Here is a 22,248-nt window from a genome sequence, read left to right as displayed (position 1 = left end):
GGTCCTCATGATGAGCCGGTAGCCTCGCGGTGCATCTATGCAAGGGGGACACGCATGGCAAACTCGCCGAATGACCTGACCGGAGTGTTCGAGCTTTCGCCTACTCAGCTGGGCCTGTGGTACACGCAACATATGGATCCGCTCGTCCCGATCAATATCGCCGAGTACGTCGACATTCATGGCGATATCGACCTGCGGACTTTGAATGCCGCAATCATTCGCGCCGCAGACGAACTGGGCACGGGACGCGTGCGGATAGTGACCGTGAACGGGGATCCTGGACAGATCATCGATCCAGCGGTCGAGGTAACCCCCGCCGTGATCGATCTGCGCAGCGCAGTCGATCCGGAGGCTGAGGCCTTGGCATGGATGCGCGCGGATTACACGTCGCCGGTCGACCTTCTCAATTCTCAACTGCTGCAGATGACTGTGCTTCGTCTTTCGGATGACCGGTGGTTCTGGTATCTGCGAGCCCATCACATCGTGATGGACGGCTTCGGTGCCATGGTGGGTATTCAGCGGGTTGCACAGCTCTACACCGACGCCCTACGCGGCGTGACCACTCCCCCTCTCGATGTCCCGTCCATCCGCAACGTCAGCGATTACGAGATCGCCTACCGTGCCAGCCCTCGCTACGAACGCGACCGTCGGTATTGGACCGCGCGGATGAAAGGCTTGCGGCAACGATCATCACTCGTTCGCCGGTCGGCTGCGCCCGCACCGGAAAATGGACTGACGCGTGCGGACTTCTCGTCCGAGCAGCGCGAGCTCCTGTCCGATGCGGCCACTCGCCTCGACACCACTCCCGCAACGGTGCTCATAGCAGCGTTCGCGACTTACTTGGCAGGGTGGATCGAGACCGACGAGGTGACTTTGAGTCTGCCGGTGGCCGCGCGGCTCACTGCCGCGACCCGCCACTCGTGCGGCAGCACCTCAAATGTCGTTCCGTTACGACTCCGGATCGGGCAGGACACGACCTGCGCCGAGTTCTTGCGGGCGGTTCAGATCGAAGTATCCGGTGCATTGAGGCATCAGCGATACTGGCACAACACCATTCGCCGCGACGTGGCGAGCGAGACCGACGGTCTCCGTGATGACGGCACTACCGAGTTCTTCGGTCCATGGGTGAACATCATGGCCTACAACGACGAGATCACACTCGGTCCGGTGCGCGGCCGGGTGAAGGTGCTGACTACCGGCGCGATCGAAGATTTCGCCCTGAACTTTGTCCAAGCAGGTGACAACTGTCAGCTCGACCTCGAAACGAATCCGGACCTGTACTCACCCGCGAGCGCACAGGCCCATCACGGTCGATTCCTCGACTTCCTCACACGATTCCTAGCTGCTGAGCCGACAACTCGCTTGCGCACACTGGAAATAGCCACCGCCGACGAGCGTGTCCGCACCATGAGCAACGGTGCTGGGCCTGTGGGCTCTGTCGCCGAGTGTGTCCTCGCAGATCTGCTCGACTCCGGCTCCGCCGGCACGCCCGCCCGCACAGCGCTTCAATCCGCAGAGGGAGTCCTGACCGCTGCCGAGTTCACTGCGAGGGTGAACCAGCTTGCCCGCTACCTGATCGAACACCGGGTCGGGTCGGAAACTGTTGTGGCCCTTCATCTGCGACGTTCGCACGATCTCGTGATCGCGATCCACGCAGTCACTCGCGCAGGTGGTGCGTTCCTGCCGATCGACCCCGACCATCCGACAGCCCACAATGCAGCGGTTCTGGCCGGCTCGGGCGCCGACCATGTCCTCACGACGCTCCGCGACCGCGGGCAACTTCCAGACACCACGGCGACTGTCAGCAATCTGGATCAGTTGGATCTTTCGTCGTATTCCGCATCACCGGTGACAAGCACTGACCGCCTCCGACGGGTCCGGCCGGACAATCTGGCGTACCTGCTCTATACCTCTGGGTCAACCGGAACTCCCAAGGGAGTCGCGGTGGATCAGCGCGCCATCGTCAACCAGCTGCGGTGGATGCGGGACGAATATCGAATCGGCCCTGACGACGTCTATCTACAGAAGACAGCGAGCACCTTCGATGTTTCACTGTGGGGCTACCTCCTACCCTTGATGGCAGGCTCTCGCCTCGTGCTCGCCGACCACGACAACTACCTGGATCCTGAGTACCTGGCGAATCTCGTGCACCAGCACCGGGTGACCGTCACGGATTTCGCGCCGACGATGCTCGCACCGTTCGTAGCCCAGGCAACCCGAGAGCAATGCGTCAGCCTGCGAGCAGTCTTCGTCATCGGCGAGGCGCTTCCACCTGAGACCGCCGCGGGATTCCGCGCAATTTCGGCTGCCGGCCTGCACAACCTCTACGGCCCGACCGAGGCCGCCGTCTCTGTTACACATCACCGCACCGCTGCCGACGACGGACGTACCGTGCCGATCGGCGTGCCGGAGCGGAATGTAGTGCTTCGCGTACTGGACGCACGGCTCCGCCCGGTGCCGATCGGCGCGAGCGGCGAGCTGTATCTGTGCGGAATCCAGCTGGCACGTGGGTATCTCGGTCGTACCGACCTCACCGCGGAAAGGTTCGTCGCCGATCCTTTCCGACCAGGATCGCGCATGTATCGAACCGGCGATCTCGCGGCATGGACCGTCGAAGGCCATCTCGAATACCTCGGCCGAACGGACTCACAAGTCAAATTCCGTGGCCAGCGGATCGAGCTTGGGGAGATCGAGTCACGCCTGCTGGCACACGATTCAGTGGCGCAGGCCGTCGTCCTTGTCGGCACGACTGGTGGATTACAGCAACTTGCTGCGTTCGTGGTGCCCAAGGTCGGTATGACACCTGTTCCGGATCAGCTCCGAACGGAGCTGTTTGCGACATTGCCATCACCGATGGTGCCGGCAGTTGTCGCCGTATTGCCGAAAATGCCGACCACCCCGAGCGGCAAGGTCGATCGACGGGCCTTGGCATCCCGGATCCCAGCGTTGAAGGTCTCCGTGGAGCGGCCGCAAACTCCCACCGAACAGCTGGTCGCGGGGCTGTTCGCCGAGGCACTCGGTGTCGACGAGGTCGGCCGCGACCAAGATTTCTACGCACTGGGTGGAAATTCGCTCCTCGCGTTCCAGGTTCGCAGCAACCTGATGGCTCGGACCGGGTCGGAGCTCCCGCTTCGCGACTTCTTCCGCACTCCCAGCGTATCGAGTCTCGCCGCGCTGATCGACGGACGATCAACAGCCGCAACAGCCGAGCTTGTCGAAGCTGACCTCCGCCTGCTGGACAGCCTCCCGCATATTCAGAGCGAAGCCACAACTCAGCGCAGCCACATATTGCTGACGGGAGCAACGGGTTTCCTCGGCGGACACCTCTTGAGCGAGCTGATCGAGCGGACCGACGCGACGATCTGGTGCCTGGTTCGTGCACGAACAGACGACGCTGCTGCGGCGCAGATCACAGCGTCACTGCTGCGATTCGGACTGTGGAGTCCGCGCATCCGCGATCGAATCGTCGCATTGCCCGCTGACCTCGCCGAGCCAGGACTCGGCCTCGAAACCACCGTGTTCGATATGTTGAGCTCGCGCATCACCACGATCGTCCATTGCGGTGCACACGTGAGCCACGTAGACGAGTACGAGCGGGTGCGAGCGACGAATGTGGACGGCACGCGGGAACTGCTCCGGATGGCAGGTAGCGGCGACCGAACAACACTGCACTACATCTCGACCACATCGATGTTCTCCAAAGTCGAGAATCCGGCAGGATCACAGATCCCGGAGCGGGACAGACCGGAATTCACGGATGTGGAGTATTCCGGGTACGTGACATCGAAATGGGTCGCAGAGTCCTTGGTCGAGTCTGCCTCGAAGCAAGGAATACCCACCTCGATCTACCGCGTCAGCTTGATATCCGGCCACACACGAACAGGGGCAGGCGCCGCCCAGGGGTTCTGGAATATGGTCCGAGCCATCGCCGTGCTCGGTATCGCACCCACCTCCGCGATGGACACAGATATCGAGTTGGTCCCGGTCGACTATGCAGCAGAGGCGATTACCCGGATCGCGACCCGAGCTCAGCCCGATGGACGAACTTTCCACATTGTCAACAATCAGCATGTACCAGTGCGTGCGATCCTGGACTCACTGCGCTCCCGCGGTCATCGAATCACCGAAGTGAGCGCCGACGAGTTTCGCACACGGTTGAGGAACGAAGCGCGCGAGCGAGCGTCAGTCGGCGATTTTTCCTTGGCAGGCGCCGCACTGCTGAGCGAGTCCGGCGAGTGGAGAGCGCGCCGGGCCATGACCTTCGATGACAGCAATACCCGATCGGCGCTTGCCGGAACCGGTGTCCACCGCCCATCAGTCGATTCAGCCGTGCTCGAACGGTATCTTGCCTACTTCGAGCGCACAGGCTACATCCCCGATTCCAGTGCTCGCCACAAAGTTCCGGCCATGGCCGCCGCGTCCTACCAGGAGCAATGAGTCGATGGACCTGTCGCTGTTCTTCTTCGCCAGCAACTCCGCAGATGCCCGAGCGAATTACACACTTCTGCTGGACGCAGTCAAATTCGCCGATGCGAACGGATTTGCTGCGGTTTGGACGCCGGAACGCCACTTTCATACGTTCGGTGGTGCGTACCCCAATCCTGCGGTCACCAGCGCCGCGTTGGCCACGGTAACGAGCAACATCAGCATCCGCGCGGGAAGTGTTGTCGCACCGCTGCACGATCCACTGCGGATCGCTGAGGAGTGGTCCGTCGTAGACAATCTTTCCAACGGGCGTTCCGGTGTTGCGTTCGCATCCGGCTGGCACACAGACGATTTCGTTTTCCAGCCTGAGCGATACGAAGACCGTAGAAAGACGACGATATCGACCATCGAGTCGGTGCGAGCACTGTGGCGGGGCGACAGTGTGTCCAGAATCGGTGGCGACGGAATGCCGACATCGGTATCGCTGGCACCGCGCCCCGTCCAGCACGAGCTGCCGATGTGGCTGACATCCGCCGGAAGTTCGGAGACGTTTCGAGCGGCAGGAAACATGGGGATGGGCCTGCTGACCCATCTGCTGGGGCAGACGACCACCGCGCTCGCCGAGCGAATCGCGGAGTACCGGTCCACCTTCTCGGCTGCTCGGACCGATGACCGCGCCTCGCACGTCGCGGTGATGGCACATACCTTTCTCGATCGCGACGGCGATCGTGCACGTGCCCTCGCGCGCGAACCATTCGCCGACTACCTCACCGAATCCTTCGACCTGGTGAGCCGGTTACAGGCCGTAGATGCGTCCGCGGCGATGTCTGCGAACGACGTCGGACTGCTGGTGGACCGTGCGGTCGACCGATATATGACCACAAGCGGAGTCTTCGGCTCTCCGCGCGAGGCCATGCGGATGATCGACATCTTGCGTGGCATCGGTGTCGACGAGTTGGCGTGTCTCATCGACTTCGGACTACCTCACGAGACTGTTATGCGAGGACTCGAGTACTTGGCATCGTTGGGTCGGCTGATCCGGTAGTGACCAACCGTGAGATACCGACCGTACTTATTATCGGCGCAGGATTCGGCGGGATATCGACCGCGCTCGAACTACAGCGACGCGGGTTCATCCGCATTATCCTGTTGGAGAGAGCAGCAGGCCCAGGTGGAGTGTGGCAGGCGAATCAGTACCCGGGCGCTCGCTGCGACAACCCGTCCGCGCTCTATTCACTTGCGCGGCATCGCTTCTCCTGGGGTGGCCGGTACGGCGACCGTGCCGAGATCCAGCGCTACCTCGCCGAAGTGGTCAGCAACGCGGGACTCGAGCACTACATCCGTTACGGGCAGACAGTGACCTCAGCACATTTCCGCGCTGAAACCGCCGACTGGGTAGTTCAGACGGCGACGGGCGAACGATTCCACGCCGACTACCTGATCTCGGCAGTCGGCCAGCTCGCCGAGCCCTACCAACCGAACATCGTGGGCTACAAGCGGTTTCGAGGTACGCAGTTCCATTCCGCACGATGGCCTGATTCATTGGATGTGAGCGGTCTCCGAGTCGGGGTGATCGGGACAGGAGCCAGCGCTGCGCAAGTGGTTCCGTGGTTGCAGCGCAATGCCGCGACACTGACGGTGCTCCAGCGCAATGCGGCATGGGTTCTGCCCAAGTCCGATGTTCGCTACTCGGCGCGACGGGCAGCGCTCGCCGCCTGGCCGCCGATGCGCGCCGCCGAGAGAACCGTTGTCTTTGCGCTGTGCGAACTTCTCATCCTGGCCGTGACTTCGGCTCCGATAGGGAGCCGTTGGGTGACGCGAATGGCACACGGTCATCTCCGTCGAAGCATCGCCGATACCGCTCTCCGTGACTCGCTGTCTCCCAACTACCCGCTGGGCGGGAAACGATGCGTGTTCTCCGACGAGTTCTATCCAGCGCTCGCCGCTCCCAACTGCACTGTCGTGACCGACCGGATCAGCACGATCACCGAATCGGGGATCATGACCGAAGCAGGTGATCAGTTGGACCTGGACGTGATCGTCTACTGCACCGGCTTCACCGCGACAGACTTCCTGTCCACCATCGACGTGTCGGGACGCGACGGCAAGTCCCTCGCCGAACAGTGGGCCCCGAGCGCCAAGACGTATCTCGGCATGGCCACCTCCGATTTTCCGAATCTGTTCTTCGTCGCCGGTCCGAATACGAATCTCACCTTCGGCTCCGTCGTATCGATGCTGGAATGCCAGGCGCGCTATATCGCCTCGCTGTTATCGTCGGCGTCGCGCGACCGAGTCGGACTGATCGAGGTGCGCCCGGAAGCCGAGACGGCATACGACGGCTGGCTCCGGGCTCGGTTCGCCGGATCGGTCTGGACTCGCGTCGCCAGTCCTTACAAGGACAAGCACGGCACTGTGTCATCCTTGTGGCCACGCACCATGACGCGATATCGGTGGATGACCAGGCGGCCTCGGCTCACGCACTTCCGCATGTCTCGCCCTTCGTCGTAGTGCAGGCGCTCCCTGACGTCGCAAGCATCAACGCATTCGCAGGAATGGATGAACTTCCGGGTGGGTGCGTCCGTATCCCCCGTCGTGAGTTCGACAGTCATCACCGAGGCCACACGCCCCTCGCTCGACCGCACCGCCACCGTGCATCCGACCGATCGTCGCGGGCTCGGTCGATTCGAGGCGGGTGCGCATATCGGCGACTTCGAGCTGCTCACCGAGCTCGGTGCGGGCGCGTTCGCCCGGGTCTTTCTCGCCAGGCAACGCTCGATGCAGCGTCTGGTCGCGGTGAAGATCTCTGCCGACAGCGGCACCGAGCCCCAAACCCTGGCTCAGCTCGACCACGGCTACATCGTGCGCGTCTTCGACCAGCTCGTGCTCGACCCACCGGACGACAGCTCACCCCGGCTGCGCCTGCTCTACATGCAGTTCCTGCCGGGCGGCACCCTGCTCGGCCTGCTGCGCTGGGTCCGCGTGACCCCGCCCGCTGACCGCAGCGGCCAACTCCTGCTCGACGCGATCGACGCGGCCATGGCGGAGAAGGGCGAAATCCGTCCGACCGATTCGAGCGTGCGGTCCGAGATCGCCGAACTCAGCTGGCCCGACACCGTGGCCTGGCTGGGCCGACGGCTGGCGTCAGCACTGGATCACGCGGCCGATCGGGGTGTGCTGCACCGCGATGTGAAGCCGGCGAATGTCCTGCTCACGGCCGAGGGGGTGCCGAAGCTCGCGGATTTCAACATCAGCTTCAGCGAGACCGCGGGCACCAGCCCGCTCTCGTATTTCGGCGGGTCACTGGCGTACATGTCACCCGAGCAGCTCGAGGCCAGCCATCCCGGCTACGACCGCAGCGCCGCCGACCTCGACGCACGCTCCGATCTCTTCTCACTGGGTGTGCTGCTGTGGGAATTGCTCACCGGCACGAAGCCGTTCGACGACACCGGCGCCGACGACCCCGCCTGGGGCGATCAGACCAGACTCGAAGCGATGCTCACCTCGCGCGGCGAGGGTGTGAGCGACTCTGCGCTACAACAACTTCCGCCGGACTGTCCGCCCGCACTCCACCGGGTACTGCTCCGTTGCCTCGAGCCGGACCGAACCGACCGCTGGCCCGACGGATCTGTCCTCGCTACACAGTTCGACCTGTGCCAGGACGCGCACGCTCGCGACCTCGTAGATCCACCACCGAACAGTTGGCGAATCAGATTGCGGCCGTACCTGTTTCCCGTAGTGGCATTGTCGATCGCCATCCCCAACTTGCTGGCCGCGATCTTCAACGCGCAGTTGAACACCGCACTGATCGTCGACCGGCTCGATCCGAGCACCCGTGAAACGCTGCTGAGAGTCGCGGGTGTCACGAACGTGGCGTTCTTCGCTTTCGGCGCCGCGATCTTGATGTACCTGGCCAGACGGCTCCTGATTATCCCCCGGCGGCTGCGTGCGCGCAGGCGCTGCCATTCCAGCTCGCTCGACCGCGCCCGCCAGGATTCCTTGCGCCTGGGCAACCAGGCCGTCGCGATAGCGTTCGTCCTGTGGCTGGTCGCGGCCGCCGTATTCGCGGCGACAATCGGACTTGCAGGCAACGGTCTGACTATCCGGACCGCAGTTCACTTCGCGCTCGCGGCGGCGATCTGCGCGGCCATCGCGATGACCTACCCGTTCTTCCTGATCACGCTCTATCTCACGCGCTGCGTGTACCCGCTGTTTCTCCACCATGGTGAGGACTTCCGCAGCGACGGACGGGCACTGACGGGCTTGATCGTCCAATGTCACCGATACTTGATCGCGGCAGCGTCCATCCCGCTCGTCGCAGGCATCGGAGCGACATTCTTGCCGGTCGAAGACTTACGGACGACCACCACCCCGCTCCGCGCTATCTGCGTGGGCGGGGTGATCGGGTTCGTCGTGTCCTACGTGCTGTTCCGGATCATCGAAGCCGACATCCGCGCTCTACTGCGGGTGGTCGGCTCGCGGACAACAGGCTAGGAGTACACCGCCGGGTTGAGGGTGCCGATGTAAGGGAGGTCGCGGTAGCGCTCGGCGTAGTCGAGGCCGTAGCCGACGACGAATTCGTTGGGGATGTCGAAACCCACGTGCGCGACGTCGACGGGGGTGCGCAGCGCGTCGGGCTTGCGGAGCAGGGTGACGACTTCCAGCGAGGCCGGGTTACGGGTGGACAGGTTGCGCTTGAGCCAGGACAGCGTCAGGCCCGAGTCGATGATGTCCTCGACGATCAGGACGTTACGGCCCGCGATGTCCTTGTCCAGGTCCTTCATGATGCGCACCACGCCCGAGGACGAGGTGGACGAACCGTAGGACGACACGGCCATGAATTCGAGCTGAGTGGGGATCGACAGCGCCCTGGCGAAGTCGGTCATGAAGAAGATCGCGCCCTTGAGGACGCAGATCAGCAGGAGGTCACCTTCGGGGGAATCGGGCGGGTACCGCTTGGCGACGAGCTCGGCCAATTCCTCGATCTTGGCTTTGATCTCGTCTTCGGTGATCAGCACCGATGCGATGTCGTCTCCGTACACGGAAGTGGGTGTCCCTTCGTGGCATCAAATGCGCGGCTGTGCTCGCACCGCCAGCGTGCCATGTTCGCGCGTCACGACCAACCTGTGGTCCCTCGAGCCGCCCGCCACCGCCACCCCGCCCTGTCCATGCCAATTACCCACCAGCTCGTCGATCGCCTGTAAATGGGCGTTCATGAGCCCGGTCACGCCCGCATCCGCGAGCCAGGCGCGCACCGCCCTGCGACGCAACGCGGGCGGGGCAGTGGCCAGGATCTCGATCGACAGCGTGGGTCGATCAGTGTCGTCGCGGCCACTGGAGCCGGACCGATCATCGAGATCGGGACGGCGCGCCATGGCGACATCGGGAAGCGCGCCCGCGCGGTGCGAACGCGCATTCCGCAGCAACTCGGCCGCGTAGGCATCGAGCACCGCGCCGTCCTCACGCAACTGGTCGGCCGTGCGGACGAGCGCCTGCGCGACCCCACCGCCCAGCACGTCCTCGAGCAGCGGCAGTACTTCGTCGCGCACCCGCACCCGGGTGTACCTGAGGTCGGCGTTGTGCGGATCGTCCCACGGTTCGATCCCCAGATCAGTGCACATCCGCACCGTCTGAGCCCGCCGCACACCGAGCAACGGCCGCCCCCACGGCGCATTCCACGCCACCATTCCCTGAATGGACCGCCCGCCCGATCCACGCGCCAGCCCGAGCAGCACCGTCTCGGCCTGGTCATCGAGCGTGTGTCCGAGCAACACCGGCCGCCCGTCCCGTACCGACTCCAACGCCGCGTACCGCGCCACCCGAGCCGCCGCTTCCACACCCCCCGCACGCCCGACCTCGACGGGCACGACCATCGCCCCCGCACACCCGAGCCCCATCGCCTGCTCGACCGCTCGATCGGCCACCGCCCCCGACCCCTCCTGCAACCGATGGTCGACGACCGCCGCGGTCACCTCACCCGCCTCGACAACGGCGGCGGCCACCAAGGCCAGCGAATCCGCCCCGCCGGACAACCCCACAACCACCGGTCCCCGCCCACCATGCGCGGCCACCCACTCGCGCACACCCCGCCGCACCGCGAGCACCGCCGCTGTCTCCGGCAGGCGCATCGGACGAGACGATGTCATCGGCCACACCGAACGATCGCCGCTCGATCATCGGACGGCAGCCGCGATCCACGAGCAGGCTGCGCGGCCCTGCTCGGCGGTCGACCGTCCGCGTAAGTCACGTGTGCAGGTTACCGAGACCTACCCCAGCACCCGGCGAATCCACCGTTCCGGATCGTCGACCTCGTCCAGCAACGGCAGCGTGTCGGCGTTCGTCCACACCGTGTTGAATTCCGCGACCCCCACCCGCTCGACCACCGCGTCCACGAACTTCTTGCCCCGTACGTACTGCGCGACCTTCGCGTCCACGCCGAGCAGAGCCCGCAGCAGCCGCTGGATCGGATTGGACGGCTTCTGGCGACGTCGATCGAATGCGGCCCTGATATCGGCGACGGTCGGCACCACAGCGGGCCCGGCGGCATCCATCACGTGATCGGCATGCCCTTCGAGCAGCGTGCCGAGCATCAACAGCCGATCCAGTGCCTCGCGCTGCGGCGGCGCCTGAGCCGCACGCAACAGCCCCACCACCCCTCGACTGTTCGGATCGTCGGTGTTGTCGCCGTTGCGCCGCGACCGCACCTCACCGAGTAATCGGGTGAGCATCTCGCTCATCGGTTCCTCACCGACCTCGCTCAAGATGTCCACGTTGGTGCGCATGTACCCGGCCAGCCAGGGCGCCGACGAGAACTGCACCCGGTGTGTCACCTCGTGCAGGCACACCCAGAGCCGGAAGTCGCTCGGGTCGACGCCGAGCGCACGCTCGACGCCGAGGATATTGGGCGCGACCAGCAGCAAGGTGCCGTCCTCGCCGGTGAACGGGTCGTACTGCCCGAGAATCGCGGTCGACAGGAACGCCAGCATGGTCCCCGCCTGGACACCCGCGGGTTTCCCGACGAACTTGCCCCCGTCGGCGGATTCGGTGCCGGTGAGTACCGCCATCGAATCGGCGGCCGCGGAGATCCACCCCGGCCGGTCGACGATCCGCGCCTCGGGAACCGGCCGGTCGTCGAGCAGCCCACTGACCTCACGCACCGGCAGTTCGGCCAGTATCGAGGCAGATGCCAGCTCGGCGACGACCTGTTCGGCCGTCTGCCGGGACGCGCGCGGCCCGGAGGGAGCGAGTACCGCCCCGGTTCGCGCGGCCAGCCGCCAGTCCACCGCTCCGCTGAACCCGGAACTCTTGCGCTCGGTCTTGTCGGTCATAGTCACCCGTTCTCTACGAGCATCCGCAGTTGCGCAGGGCACCCGCCACCGCGTCGAGCGCCGGCCTGCTCTGCTCCGGCAATCGGTCGTTCGACATGAGTGCGAAGGTGAGTACCCGCCCGTCGCGGTCGAGTACATATCCGACCAACGCGCTGGCCACGCTCAGAGTTCCGGTCTTGGCGCGCACCCACCCCGCACCCTGCCGGTTCTGCGTGACGAAGCGCGGCGCGAGTGTGCCGGTGCCGCCCGCGACGGGCAGGTAGTCCAGCATCGGTGCGAGAGCCGCTGCGCGCGGGTCGTTTTCGGGCCTGGCCTGTGTTCCGGTCGGCACCAATGCCGCGTTGCCGGTCGGTTTCGCCGCGGTCGCGATGATCGAATCGAGCAGCTTCGGGGTCACCCGGTCGTCGACGGAGAGCCCACTGTTGTCGGCCAGATGCAGTCCGGTGATATCGAATCCGGCCGTCGACAGGGCGGCCGTGGTAGCCGCGACCGCGCCGGCGAAGGAGGCGGGCTGACCCGACGCCACCGCCAGCTCACGTCCGATGGTCTCGGCCAGCACGTTGTCGGAGTGAATCATCATGTCGTGCAGGCGAACCCGCAGCGGAGCCGATTCGACCTTCGCGATCTGAGCGCCGGTCTGCGCGGCCGGTCCCACTCGCACCGCGGCGGGATCGATACCCAGCTCGGCGGCCAGCGCTCGCCCGGCGTCCAGCGCGGGGTTCGCGGTGCGCGGGGAATAGTCGGCCGAGGGGTCGAACCGGCCACCGTCGAGCATGATCGGCTCGATCGGGGCGATCGAGCCTTCCGGGATGTCGATCGGGTCCCAGCCCGAGGCCATGGTCGGCCCCGAGTAGGCGGACGTGTCGACCACGATCGCGTTCGCCTGGCGGCCGGCGGCCCGCACCTGCGCGGCCAGATCCGCGATCCGGGCACCGTCGGTGTAGTAGCCGCCCGCTGCCCGTGTGGTGAGCGTCGGATCCCCGCCCGCCACCAGCACCAGCTCGCCGGGCGCGCCGGCGAGCACCTCGGTGGTCACCCGCTGATCATCGGGCAAGGTCAGCAAGGCGGCCGCGACCAGCATGATCTTGGCCGTCGACGACGGGATCATCGCCTTGGCCGGCTCCTGACTCCACAGCACCGTCCCGCTGCCCGGATCGGTCACCTGACCGGCGAACGCACCGAGATCAGGATTGCCGACCACCGCGGCGAGCGCCGTGGCGATGCCCGCTACCGTCGGCGCGGGCGCGTCCGATCGGGCCGGGGCCACCTCGGGAAACACCTGACCCGTGTCCGGCGGAGGCGCCACGGTGAGTCCGCCGTGCCGGAATTCCGGCGTCCACGGCTGCGCGATCGCCGCGAAACCGCCCGCGATCACCAATAGCGCGACGACCACTGCCGACAACCAGATCCAGCGGGACCTCCGGCGCCCCTGCACCGGTGATCCCGGATTGCCGCCTGTATCGACCACGACAGTGTCTCCCTCAACGCCGACCGACACGCCTCGACTGCGCGACTACAGCCGCCTGCCGCACCGGTGTACCAGCACACCACACTATCCTCGTTGCGCAACGGTTCCCCAGAACGATCTGGCGATTCGGCACAGACCAGCACTCGAACGAGCAAGGAGATGGCGTGGAGTTCGACGTCACCATCGAGATTCCCAAGGGTTCTCGGAACAAGTACGAGGTCGATCACGAGAGCGGTCGGGTCAAGCTCGACCGGTACCTGTACACCTCCATGGGCTACCCGGCCGACTACGGCTTCATCGAGAACACCCTCGGCGAGGACGGCGACCCGCTCGACGCGCTGGTGCTGCTGCCCGAGTCGGTATTCCCCGGCGTGATCGTCGAGGCCCGTCCGGTGGGCGTGTACCGCATGACCGACGAGGCCGGTGGCGACGACAAGGTGCTGTGTGTCCCCGCGGGCGACCCGCGCTGGGATCACATCCAGGACCTGGGCGACGTCTCGGAGTTCGAACTGTCGGCGATCAAGCACTTCTTCGAGCGCTACAAGGATCTCGAGCCGGGCAAGTACGTCGAGGGTTCCGAGTGGCTCGGCCGCGCCGAGGCCGAGAAGATCATCGACGAGTCCTTCACTCGGCTGAAGGAAGCCGGCCACTGAGCCGATAGAACTACGAGAAACGGGAAGTCCGAAGAGTTTTCGGACTTCCCGTTTTTTCGTGTCAGTACCAGATGTAGAGATCCCAGCCGTCCCAGCTCTCCGTGCACTCCCAGTAATACCCGCCGGTGTACGGATCTTCCCCGGCCGCGCGGCACTGATAGAGCTCGTAGTAGGTGCCGTAATACGTTCCGTACGGTGCGGCGGCGGCACTGCCCGCACCGACCGCCGACACCCCGGCGACGGTCGCGACGGCCAGCAGAGCGGCGGCGATGGTGGATTTGATGCGCATAGTGTTTCTCCTGACGCGTACAACTTCGACTTCTCGAAGTTATTGCGGCGCAGCGGTTTGAACAGCCAACCCTAGGGGTATGTTCGCTCTCCCCTTGGTCACTTCACCTACCCCACCCCAGGTTGGTAGCGCAGGCACCACCTTCGATTCGGGTGCGCGCGGCATGGGCACGGCGCCCGCTCGTTCCTAGGCTCGAATCATGCAGCTCACCACCACTTTTTCGAGCAAGTCACTGCGTGCCTTCGCGGCCGGGACCGGCTTGCTCGCACTACTCACCGTCACCGCGTGCGGCCCCGAGAACAGCGCCACGGCGGCGCAACCGGATCGGCCGGAGATCCGGCAGGCGCTCGAATCGGTGGTGCAGGCGGGATTCCCCGGCGCCCAGGCCGTGATCACCACGGCGGCCGGCGAGCGGACGGTCACGGCGGGGGTCGGTGATATCGAGTCGGGCGCACCGATTCCCGATGGGGCGTACGTCCGAATCGGCAGCAACACCAAAAGTTTCGTCGCGACCGTGGTCATGCAGTTGGTCGCCGAGGGCAAGGTCGAACTCGACGGTCCTGTCGAGCGGTACCTACCGGGCGTCGTGCAGGGCAGTGGCAACGACGGCAACCGCATCACCGTGCGCCAACTGCTCCAGCACACCAGCGGCCTACCGGACTACCTGGCCGGCGGCGATCCGAGCCTGCGCGCAGCCCCCGGCACGCAGCAGATCGCACCCGACCCGGAAGTCATCCGCCTGCGCCACTTTTCGCCCAGTGAGCTGGTCAGCATCGCGATGACGATGCCGCCGCGGCACGAACCCGGCGCCCGCTCGGTCTACACCAACACCAACTACATCCTGCTCGGCATGCTGATCGAGCAGGTCACCGGCCGCCCCGCCGCCACCGAGATCACCACCAGGATCATCGAGCCACTCGGCTTGCGCGACACCTACTTTCCCGCACCCGGCGACATCGGCTTGCGTACACCGCACCCGCGCGGCTACCAGCAAATCGACGGTGCCCGTGTCGATTTCACCGACTTCGATCCCTCATGGGGCGATACCGCGGGTGCGATGATCGCCACCGGCTCGGATCTGAACCGCTTCTTCCTCGCGCTGCTGGACGGCAAGTTGCTGCCCGCCGCGCAGCTGGAACAGATGCGGCAGACCGTGCAGTTCGACCGAATGCCCTCGGCCGGTTACGGATTGGGCCTGGTCGTGCAGACCACCTCGTGTGGCAAGAAGACCGTCGCCCACGGCGGCAGCATCCCCGGTTTCGATACCCGCACCGGGGTCACCGCCGACGGCGTCGCGATAACCATCACCGTGAACGAGCTGCCGAACAGCAAAGACCAGGCAGAGGTTGTCGAGCGGGCGTTCGACACCGTGGTCTGCGCCTCATGAAACGCGCGATCCTGGCCGTCGCGGTCTCCGCCATGGCCGCCGGATTATTCACCGCTACACCGGCATCGGCCGATGTCGACCCGATCGATCGCTTCCGGCATCAGTCGCTGACCTGGCAGTCCTGCGATGATCCGCGTCTCGATCCGGTGGGCGCCCAGTGCGCGGAGGTGACCGTGCCGGTGGATTACTCGGCGCCACAGGCGGAAACGATGACCGTGGCCATCTCACGGCTGCCCGCTACGGACCCGGCGAAACGTCGCGGCGTGCTGCTGTCGAATCCGGGAGGGCCCGGCGCTCCCGGCCTCGACTTCATGATCGACGTGCGCGAGGCGATGAGCTCCGACGTCCGTGATCGCTACGACCTGATCGGCATGGATCCGCGCGGCATCGGCCGCTCCACCCCGGTGAACTGCCGCTGGCAGCACGGATTCGGGCTGGAGTCCGCCGGTCTCGACGGCATCGGTTTCGCCGAAAGCGTCACCCAGCAAGCCGAACTCGCCGCGCTGTGCGCGACGAACGAGGGACCTCGGCTGCACCACATCACCACACGCAACACCGCCCGCGATATGGACGTCATCCGTGCCGCCCTCGGCGAGGAACGAATCAGCTACTTCGGCACCTCCTACGGCACCTACCTCGGCGCGGTCTTCGCCCAGCTGTTCCCCGAACGCAGCGACCGGTTCGTCCTCGACAGTGCCGTCGACCCCGAGCACTACGGATCGGTCGGGATGATCCGCGCCATGGGCCCGGTCAACGAGGCGGCGTTCGACCGATGGGCCGATTGGGTGGCCGCCCACGACGGTGAGTTCCGTTTCGGCGCGGACCGTTCCGCGGTCAGGTCGACCGTGCAGACCATGGTCCGCCGCGCGAACGACCGGCCGATCCGGATCGGCGAGTTCACCGTCGACGAACACAGCCTGCCGATGGTGCTCTACCGCGGGCTCGACGACCCACGCAACTATCCGCTGCTGGCCCGCCAGATCCGCCAGCTCGCCGACGCCGCCGACGGCATCGAGGTGCGGCCCGAACCCGAGCTGGCCGCCTCGCTCGCCTTCATGCTCACCGCGCGGCCACGCGACTACTCACCCGCGTTGGCCGTCCTGTGCGGCGATGTGGAAGTTCCGCGCGATCCGGCCTGGTACTGGCGCAATATCGAGGCGAGTCGCGCAGATCAACCGCTGTTCGGCGCGTTCGCGAACAACATCCCGCCGTGCGCGTTCTGGGCGTCGCCCCCGGTCGAGCAACCGACTGTGATCGGCCATGCGCTGCCGAGCCTGATCGTCCAGTCCACCGGCGACACCCGCACCACCCACGCGGGCGCGCAGGTGATGCACCGGGCGCTGACCGGGTCACGCCTGGTGACCCTGGAAAACGTTGCGGTGCACTGGATTTACGGTAACTACCCGAACACCTGCGTCGACACGACCGTCAATGCCTATCTCCGCGACGGCACGCTGCCCGACACCGACCGGGTCTGTCAGGACGATCCGGGGCGCGAGTTCAGGTAGGCCAGTACGGCGAGCACCCGGCGGTGGCCCGATTCGTCGGCGGCGAGGCCGAGTTTGGCGAAGATGCTGCGAATGTGTTTGAGCACAGCGCCTTCGGTGACGACCAGGCGTGCCGCGATGGCGGAGTTGTCCTGCCCTTCGGCCATCAGTGCGAGCACTTCGCGTTCGCGGGCGGTCAGTGTGGACAGCGGATCGTCGACCTTGCGGCGCACCAGCAGTTGTGCGATCACTTCCGGGTCCATCGCGGTGCCACCGGCGGCGACGCGGTGCAGGGACTCGAGGAACCGGTCGACCTTGCCGACCCGTTCCTTGAGCAGGTACCCGACACCACCGCCACCGTCACCGAGTAGTTCGGAGGCGTAACTGTCCTCCACATAGGACGACAGCACGAGCACCGGCAGCCCCGGGTGGACCGTCCTGGCACGTACCGCGGCGCGCAGGCCGTCGTCGGTGAAGGCAGGCGGGAGCCGCACATCCACCACCACTGCGTCCGGGCGGTCGGCGGTGACGACGGCGAGGAAGTCGTCGGCATTGTCGACGGCGGCGACCACGTCGATCCCGGCCGTCTTCAACAGCAGGACGAGGCCTTCCCGCAGGAGGGCGTCGTCCTCGGCGATCACGACCCGCACGGCAACTCCACCCGCACCACAGTAGGCCCACCGGCGGGGCTGCTCAGCGTCATCTGCCCGTCGAGCGCCTCGGCCCTGCGCCGGATGCCGGCCAGACCACCCCCGTCGGTCGCGCTCGCTCCGCCCACACCGTCGTCGCGGATCTCGACGGTGAGCAGATCGGGCGGCCCACCCAGTTCGATCGACAGTGTGTCGGCACCGGAGTGTTTGGTCGCGTTGGTGACGGCCTCGGCGATGACGAAATAGGCGGCGGCCTCCACCGCCATCGGCCGCCGGGTGATGCCGTTCGATTCGAGCACGCACGGGATCAGACTGCGCGCGGCCAGCGCGGAAACGGCGCTGTTCAGGCCCCGATCCGAGAGCACCGGCGGGTAGACGCTGCGCACCACATCGCGCAGTTCGGCCAAGGCCGCCGAAGCCGTGTCCTGCGCCGTCCGCACCATCCGATCGGCGGCGTCGGGATCACGGCCGCGCAATTGCTCGGCCAGTCCGAGTTGCATGATCACCGCCGCGATTCTGGCCTGGGCGCCATCGTGCAGATCGCGTTCGATGCGGCGCAGTTCGGCACCGTGCGCGTCCAGCGCGGCGGCCCTGGTCACGGTCAGCTCGGCGACCCGATCGGCCAGCACGGCGTTCTCATCCGGCGCGAGCAACGCCCCTGCCACCCTGGCCTGCGCGTTCGCCGCCTCGGGCGCGCGCAGTGCGAGGGCGCCGTAGACGATGCCCACCACCACGCTCACCACGGCGGCGGTCCACGAATCGACGATGATGCCGCCGCTGGACACAGTGCCATCGGCCCGCGCACTCCAATAACTCGCGACAGCGAGATGCTGCACCGAGCTCAGTGGCAGTGCCACCGCCAGCGCGGCCAGCGGCAATCCGATGATCGCGTGCAGCACCAGCCAGGCGAGATCACGCCGATTCGCCGGATCGGCGGCCAGCGTCGCGAGCTGATGACGCAGGTCGCCGGTCAACGGCCGGTAGGCGGACACGATCGGCGTGCTGAGCAACCTGCCCGCCCTGCGCCGCTCGAGCCCCAGCAGCGGCCGGATCAATTTGACGGCCTCCGGCAGCGCGGGAATCCCGATCCCGATCAGGCTCGCGGCCGCCACGATCGCCAGCGCGACCACCGCGAACAGCGACACCACCCCGGTCAGCCCGCCCACCAGCAGATAGCCGACAGCGGCGGGCAGACGACGTAACCGCCGCACCACACCGCCGCTGCCGAATCGACTCACCTGATGATCATGCCGGGGGCGCTCCGGCTCGGTCTCGACCACCCTTGTCTTCGTCGCGCGGGTCCCCGGCTGACGCGGCGGACTGCGCGGCGGTGTCGACCAGCGCACCCACCCCTTCGGCGGCCTTGGCATCGCCGTCTGCCTGGATTCCACCCGACATCCGCAGCGGAACTTCCTTCCAGAACAGCACCAGCAGCAGGGCGATCAACGCCACCGCGGAGGCGACGAGGAACACCGTCGACATCGAGTCGGCGAAGCCGACCTGGAAGGGCTTGGCGAGGTCGGGGTCGAGCTGCTGGATGATCGAGCTGTCCTGGAGCACCTTGCCCGCGGCCGACGTGTCGTGCGCCAGCAGGCCCTTGGCCAGCGCGGCATCCGCCGGGTTGGTGCTCTGCGCGCCCTCGATCACGGCCTGCTGGTAGGCGGGGTCCGCCGCCGACTGCTGCAATTCGGTGGTGATGTTCGGGGTGAGCAGCGAGAACAGGATCGACAGGAACACCGCGGCGCCGAGGGTGCCGCCGATCTGGCGGAAGAACGTCGCCGACGCGGTCGAGACGCCCATGTCCTTGGGCGGCAGCGCGTTCTGCAAGGCCAGGGTCAGCGGCTGCATGAGGTTGCCGAGGCCGAAGCCGGTGGCCGCCATGAACAGCATCGCCAGCCACAGCGGGCTGTCGGCGTCGAGCAGGTGCAGCAGGAACAACCCGAGCGTCAGCATGATCGCGCCGATCACCGGGAATGCCCGGTAGCGGCCGGTTTTCGAGATCAGCCGACCCGAGAGGATCGAACCGGTCATCAGCCCGAGCACCATCGGCAGCATCTGCAGACCTGCCTCGGTCGGCCCGGCGCCACGCACCACCTGCAGGTACTGCGGCAGCAGCAGCATGCCGCCGAACATCGCCGCACCGACGACGAACGAGATCACCACGCCGAGCGCGAAAGTCACATTGTCGAAGATCCGCAGCGGAATCAGCGCCGCGTCACCCATGAACTTCTCGACCACGACGAAGCCGGCCAGCCCGATCGCGCCGATCGCGTAACAGATCACCGAAGAGGTACTGCTCCAGCCCCATTCGCGACCCTGTTCGGCCACGATCAGCAGCGGAACCAATCCGACCGCGAGCACGATCGCACCCGCGAAGTCGATGCGGTGGGTGGCGTGCGGCTTGCGCGGCAGGTGCAGTACCCGGGTCACCACCACCAGGGCGAGCAGCCCCAGCGGCACGTTCACCAGGAACACCCAGCGCCAGCCGGTGATGCCGAGAATGGTGTCCTGCCCGGCCAGCAGCCCGCCGAGGACGGGCCCGAGCACACTCGAAATACCGAATACCGCGAGGAAATAGCCCTGGTAGCGGGCGCGTTCACGGGGTCCGATGATGTCGCCCATGATGGCCAGCGCCAACGACATGAGTCCACCCGCGCCCAGACCCTGGAACGCGCGGAACGCGGCCAGCTGATACATCGACGTGGCCAGCGTGCACAGCAGCGAACCGACGATGAACAGACCGATCGCGGCCAGGAAGAACGGCTTGCGGCCGAACATGTCCGAGAGCTTGCCGTAGAGCGGGGTGCTGATCGTCGCGGTGATCAGGTAGGCGGTGGTGGCCCATGCCTGCAGCGAGTAGCCGTCGAGGTCATCGGCAATGGTGCGGATGGAGGTCGACACGATCGTCTGATCGAGTGAGGCCAGCAGCATGCCGAGCATCAGCCCGGACAGGATGGTCAGGATCTGGCGATGGGTGAAGCCGGCCGGTGATTCCACCGGGGCCGCGGTTGTCGTCACGAAACGTTCTCCGTAGTGCTCAGTGCGGGCGGCTGGGTCAGCAGGACCGGGCGGGCCTCGTCGTAGTCCTCGACGAACCGCGTCAGCAGCCCGGCGAAGAGCGCGCGATCGTCGGCGGACCAGTTCTCGGTGATGATGGCGATGGAATTGCGGCGCCGTGCCCGGATCCGGTCGGCGGTCTCGCGCCCGTAGTCGGTGACCTCGAGTACGGTGGCTCGCCCGTCGTCCGGGTCGGCGGCGCGCACCACCAGGCCACGCTCCACCAGCTGCGCGACCTGCCTGCTCACCGTCGACGCGTCCGAATGCACCGCCTCGGCGAGGGCGCCCGAGCGCATCGGCCCGTCACACACCAACCGGAACAGCACCATGAACCCCGCCGGGTCGATCCCCGAGCGGTCCTTGATCTGGGCCATCGACCGGTCGCGCAGCCGGTGCAGTCGTACGAGCTGGATCGCGATCTCGTCGATCGCGGGCTCACTCTCACTCACACTTTTACCTTTACTTGCATCAATCAATTAGTTGTGTGATGCAAGTATGTAGGCAGAACGGTCACCGGGGCAACCGTTTGAACTGCCTTTACTCGCCCTTGAACTCCGGCGCGCGCTTCTGGAACACCGCCGCGATGGCCTCGGGGAGATCCTTCGACGGCAGGAACGCCGCGTTCCACGTCGACACATAACGCAGGCCCTCGGCCACCGCCGGGCTGGTCCGCTGCTCGAGCACGTCCTTGATGCCCTGCACCACCAGCGGCGGGTTGCCCGCGATCTCGCGCGCCATCGCGTGCGCGGCGGCCAGCACGGCCTCCTGATCGGCGAACACCTCGTTCACCAGACCCATCCGCTCGGCGCGGGCCGCGTCGATGTCCTTGGCGGTGAACGCCAGCTCCCGCAGATTGCCCTCGCCGATGATGCCGGGCAGGCGCTGCAGCGAACCGATGTCGGCGACGATCGCCACCTTCGCCTCACGCAGGCTGAACTTGGCGTCCGCGCTGGCCAGACGAATGTCGGCAGCGGCGATCAGATCGAGACCACCGCCGATGCACCACCCCGACACCGCCGCGATCACCGGTTTGGTGCACTCGGCCAGCGCCGTCACCGAGGCCTGCATCCGGCGGACCTCCTTGAGGAACTCCGTGCGCGGTCCAGCCTTCGCGTCGTCGGCCAGCACCGGAGCCAGCGTGCCCGCGGTCGCAGCCAGGTCGAGACCGAACGAGAAGTGCTTGCCCGACCCGGTCACCACCACCGCCCGCACCTGCGGATCCGCGTCGAGCTCGGCGAAGACCTCCGGCAGCTCGCGCCAGAAGTCGGGTCCCATCGCATTACCCTTACCCGGCCCGATCAACGTGACCTGGGCAACGTTGTCGGCGATCTCGACGGTAAAAGCCTTCCATTCACTCATGCCCCGATTATTGCCACCACGCCAACATGCCGCCCACTCAGCCCCGACCCCCGACCCCTAGGGAGGGGCCGGACGCGCAGCGGCCGGGTTCGCGGCCGTCCCGTCGATCAGGTGCCGTTGCGTAGGCGACGAAGGAGCAAGCAACGGC

General features: G+C 66.1%; 17 protein-coding genes. 7 read left to right on the top strand and 10 right to left on the bottom strand.

Going from position 1 to position 22,248, the window contains the following annotated elements; translation table 11 throughout:
* The first annotated feature begins 54 nt into the window (after nt 1-54).
* From ACFTS5_RS16135 to ACFTS5_RS16120, 4 genes are all read left to right on the top strand, one after another.
* Entirely contained in the window at nt 55-4,437 is a 4,383-nt protein-coding gene (locus ACFTS5_RS16135) for an amino acid adenylation domain-containing protein (protein ID WP_378631502.1), read from the top strand.
* 4 nt (nt 4,438-4,441) lie between these two features.
* Nucleotides 4,442-5,470: a MupA/Atu3671 family FMN-dependent luciferase-like monooxygenase gene (locus ACFTS5_RS16130; RefSeq protein WP_378631501.1), complete on the top strand. Its 1,029-nt coding sequence runs from the start codon at nt 4,442-4,444 to the stop codon at nt 5,468-5,470.
* Nucleotides 5,470-6,933, top strand: a complete 1,464-nt coding sequence (locus ACFTS5_RS16125) for a flavin-containing monooxygenase (RefSeq protein ID WP_378631499.1) — start codon at nt 5,470-5,472, stop codon at nt 6,931-6,933. Before ACFTS5_RS16130 ends, ACFTS5_RS16125 begins: the two co-directional genes overlap by 1 nt.
* Nucleotides 6,934-7,017: 84 nt before the next feature.
* Nucleotides 7,018-8,916: a serine/threonine-protein kinase gene (locus ACFTS5_RS16120; RefSeq protein WP_378631497.1), complete on the top strand. Its 1,899-nt coding sequence runs from the start codon at nt 7,018-7,020 to the stop codon at nt 8,914-8,916.
* Here ACFTS5_RS16120 and hpt read toward each other — a convergent pair.
* From hpt to ACFTS5_RS16100, 4 genes are all read right to left on the bottom strand, one after another.
* Complete coding sequence (gene hpt / locus ACFTS5_RS16115; RefSeq protein ID WP_056819061.1) at nt 8,913-9,464, bottom strand: hypoxanthine phosphoribosyltransferase; 552 nt, start codon at nt 9,462-9,464, stop codon at nt 8,913-8,915. The genes ACFTS5_RS16120 and hpt overlap by 4 nt on opposite strands.
* Before the next feature lie 24 nt (nt 9,465-9,488).
* Nucleotides 9,489-10,550 (bottom strand): tRNA lysidine(34) synthetase TilS, encoded by a 1,062-nt coding sequence (tilS, locus tag ACFTS5_RS16110; protein WP_378632431.1) that lies wholly within the window; start codon nt 10,548-10,550, stop codon nt 9,489-9,491.
* Nucleotides 10,551-10,688: 138 nt separating this feature from the next.
* Nucleotides 10,689-11,750: a zinc-dependent metalloprotease gene (locus ACFTS5_RS16105; protein WP_378631496.1), complete on the bottom strand. Its 1,062-nt coding sequence runs from the start codon at nt 11,748-11,750 to the stop codon at nt 10,689-10,691.
* Nucleotides 11,751-11,763: 13 nt separating this feature from the next.
* Nucleotides 11,764-13,218, bottom strand: a complete 1,455-nt coding sequence (locus tag ACFTS5_RS16100) for a D-alanyl-D-alanine carboxypeptidase/D-alanyl-D-alanine-endopeptidase (protein ID WP_378631494.1) — start codon at nt 13,216-13,218, stop codon at nt 11,764-11,766.
* Between the two features lie 164 nt (nt 13,219-13,382).
* Here ACFTS5_RS16100 and ACFTS5_RS16095 point away from each other — a divergent pair, with 164 nt between their 5' ends.
* Complete coding sequence (locus tag ACFTS5_RS16095; protein ID WP_378631493.1) at nt 13,383-13,871, top strand: inorganic diphosphatase; 489 nt, start codon at nt 13,383-13,385, stop codon at nt 13,869-13,871.
* A gap of 61 nt (nt 13,872-13,932) precedes the next feature.
* Here ACFTS5_RS16095 and ACFTS5_RS16090 read toward each other — a convergent pair whose 3' ends face one another.
* Nucleotides 13,933-14,160: a hypothetical protein gene (locus ACFTS5_RS16090; protein WP_378631491.1), complete on the bottom strand. Its 228-nt coding sequence runs from the start codon at nt 14,158-14,160 to the stop codon at nt 13,933-13,935.
* A gap of 199 nt (nt 14,161-14,359) precedes the next feature.
* Between ACFTS5_RS16090 and ACFTS5_RS16085 the strand changes: the two genes are divergently transcribed.
* Both ACFTS5_RS16085 and ACFTS5_RS16080 read left to right on the top strand, forming a co-directional pair.
* Nucleotides 14,360-15,547, top strand: coding sequence for a serine hydrolase domain-containing protein (locus tag ACFTS5_RS16085; RefSeq protein ID WP_378631490.1), 1,188 nt, complete (start codon nt 14,360-14,362; stop codon nt 15,545-15,547).
* Nucleotides 15,544-17,055: an alpha/beta hydrolase gene (locus tag ACFTS5_RS16080; protein WP_378631488.1), complete on the top strand. Its 1,512-nt coding sequence runs from the start codon at nt 15,544-15,546 to the stop codon at nt 17,053-17,055. Before ACFTS5_RS16085 ends, ACFTS5_RS16080 begins: the two co-directional genes overlap by 4 nt.
* Here ACFTS5_RS16080 and ACFTS5_RS16075 read toward each other — a convergent pair.
* From ACFTS5_RS16075 to ACFTS5_RS16055, 5 genes are all read right to left on the bottom strand, one after another.
* A complete protein-coding gene (locus tag ACFTS5_RS16075) occupies nt 17,025-17,684 on the bottom strand; it encodes a response regulator transcription factor (RefSeq protein ID WP_378631487.1) in 660 nt (219 codons plus the stop codon). The two genes, ACFTS5_RS16080 and ACFTS5_RS16075, sit on opposite strands and share 31 nt — an antisense overlap.
* Nucleotides 17,672-18,922 (bottom strand): sensor histidine kinase, encoded by a 1,251-nt coding sequence (locus ACFTS5_RS16070; RefSeq protein ID WP_378631485.1) that lies wholly within the window; start codon nt 18,920-18,922, stop codon nt 17,672-17,674. The genes ACFTS5_RS16075 and ACFTS5_RS16070 overlap by 13 nt, the downstream gene beginning before the upstream one ends.
* A gap of 7 nt (nt 18,923-18,929) precedes the next feature.
* Nucleotides 18,930-20,702, bottom strand: coding sequence for an MDR family MFS transporter (locus tag ACFTS5_RS16065; protein ID WP_378631483.1), 1,773 nt, complete (start codon nt 20,700-20,702; stop codon nt 18,930-18,932).
* Nucleotides 20,699-21,190, bottom strand: coding sequence for a MarR family winged helix-turn-helix transcriptional regulator (locus ACFTS5_RS16060; RefSeq protein WP_378631482.1), 492 nt, complete (start codon nt 21,188-21,190; stop codon nt 20,699-20,701). The genes ACFTS5_RS16065 and ACFTS5_RS16060 overlap by 4 nt, the downstream gene beginning before the upstream one ends.
* Before the next feature lie 88 nt (nt 21,191-21,278).
* Entirely contained in the window at nt 21,279-22,100 is an 822-nt protein-coding gene (locus ACFTS5_RS16055) for a crotonase/enoyl-CoA hydratase family protein (protein WP_378631480.1), read from the bottom strand.
* Nucleotides 22,101-22,248: the final 148 nt, after the last annotated feature.

Origin of the sequence: Nocardia sp. NPDC056952 (assembly GCF_042674185.1) — a bacterium.
Classification (GTDB): domain Bacteria; phylum Actinomycetota; class Actinomycetes; order Mycobacteriales; family Mycobacteriaceae; genus Nocardia.
The sequence above is the reverse complement of the archived record's forward strand: the minus strand, read 5'-3'. Positions and strand labels throughout refer to the sequence as shown.

Coding starts and splice junctions, on each gene's coding strand:
- ACFTS5_RS16080 (WP_378631488.1), top strand. CDS start 15,544: ATGAAACGCGCGATCCTGGCCGTCGCGGTCTCCGCCATGGCCGCCGGA.
- ACFTS5_RS16130 (WP_378631501.1), top strand. CDS start 4,442: ATGGACCTGTCGCTGTTCTTCTTCGCCAGCAACTCCGCAGATGCCCGA.
- ACFTS5_RS16085 (WP_378631490.1), top strand. CDS start 14,360: ATGCAGCTCACCACCACTTTTTCGAGCAAGTCACTGCGTGCCTTCGCG.
- tilS (WP_378632431.1), bottom strand. CDS start 10,550: ATGCGCCTGCCGGAGACAGCGGCGGTGCTCGCGGTGCGGCGGGGTGTG.
- ACFTS5_RS16105 (WP_378631496.1), bottom strand. CDS start 11,750: ATGACCGACAAGACCGAGCGCAAGAGTTCCGGGTTCAGCGGAGCGGTG.
- ACFTS5_RS16090 (WP_378631491.1), bottom strand. CDS start 14,160: ATGCGCATCAAATCCACCATCGCCGCCGCTCTGCTGGCCGTCGCGACC.
- ACFTS5_RS16055 (WP_378631480.1), bottom strand. CDS start 22,100: ATGAGTGAATGGAAGGCTTTTACCGTCGAGATCGCCGACAACGTTGCC.
- ACFTS5_RS16135 (WP_378631502.1), top strand. CDS start 55: ATGGCAAACTCGCCGAATGACCTGACCGGAGTGTTCGAGCTTTCGCCT.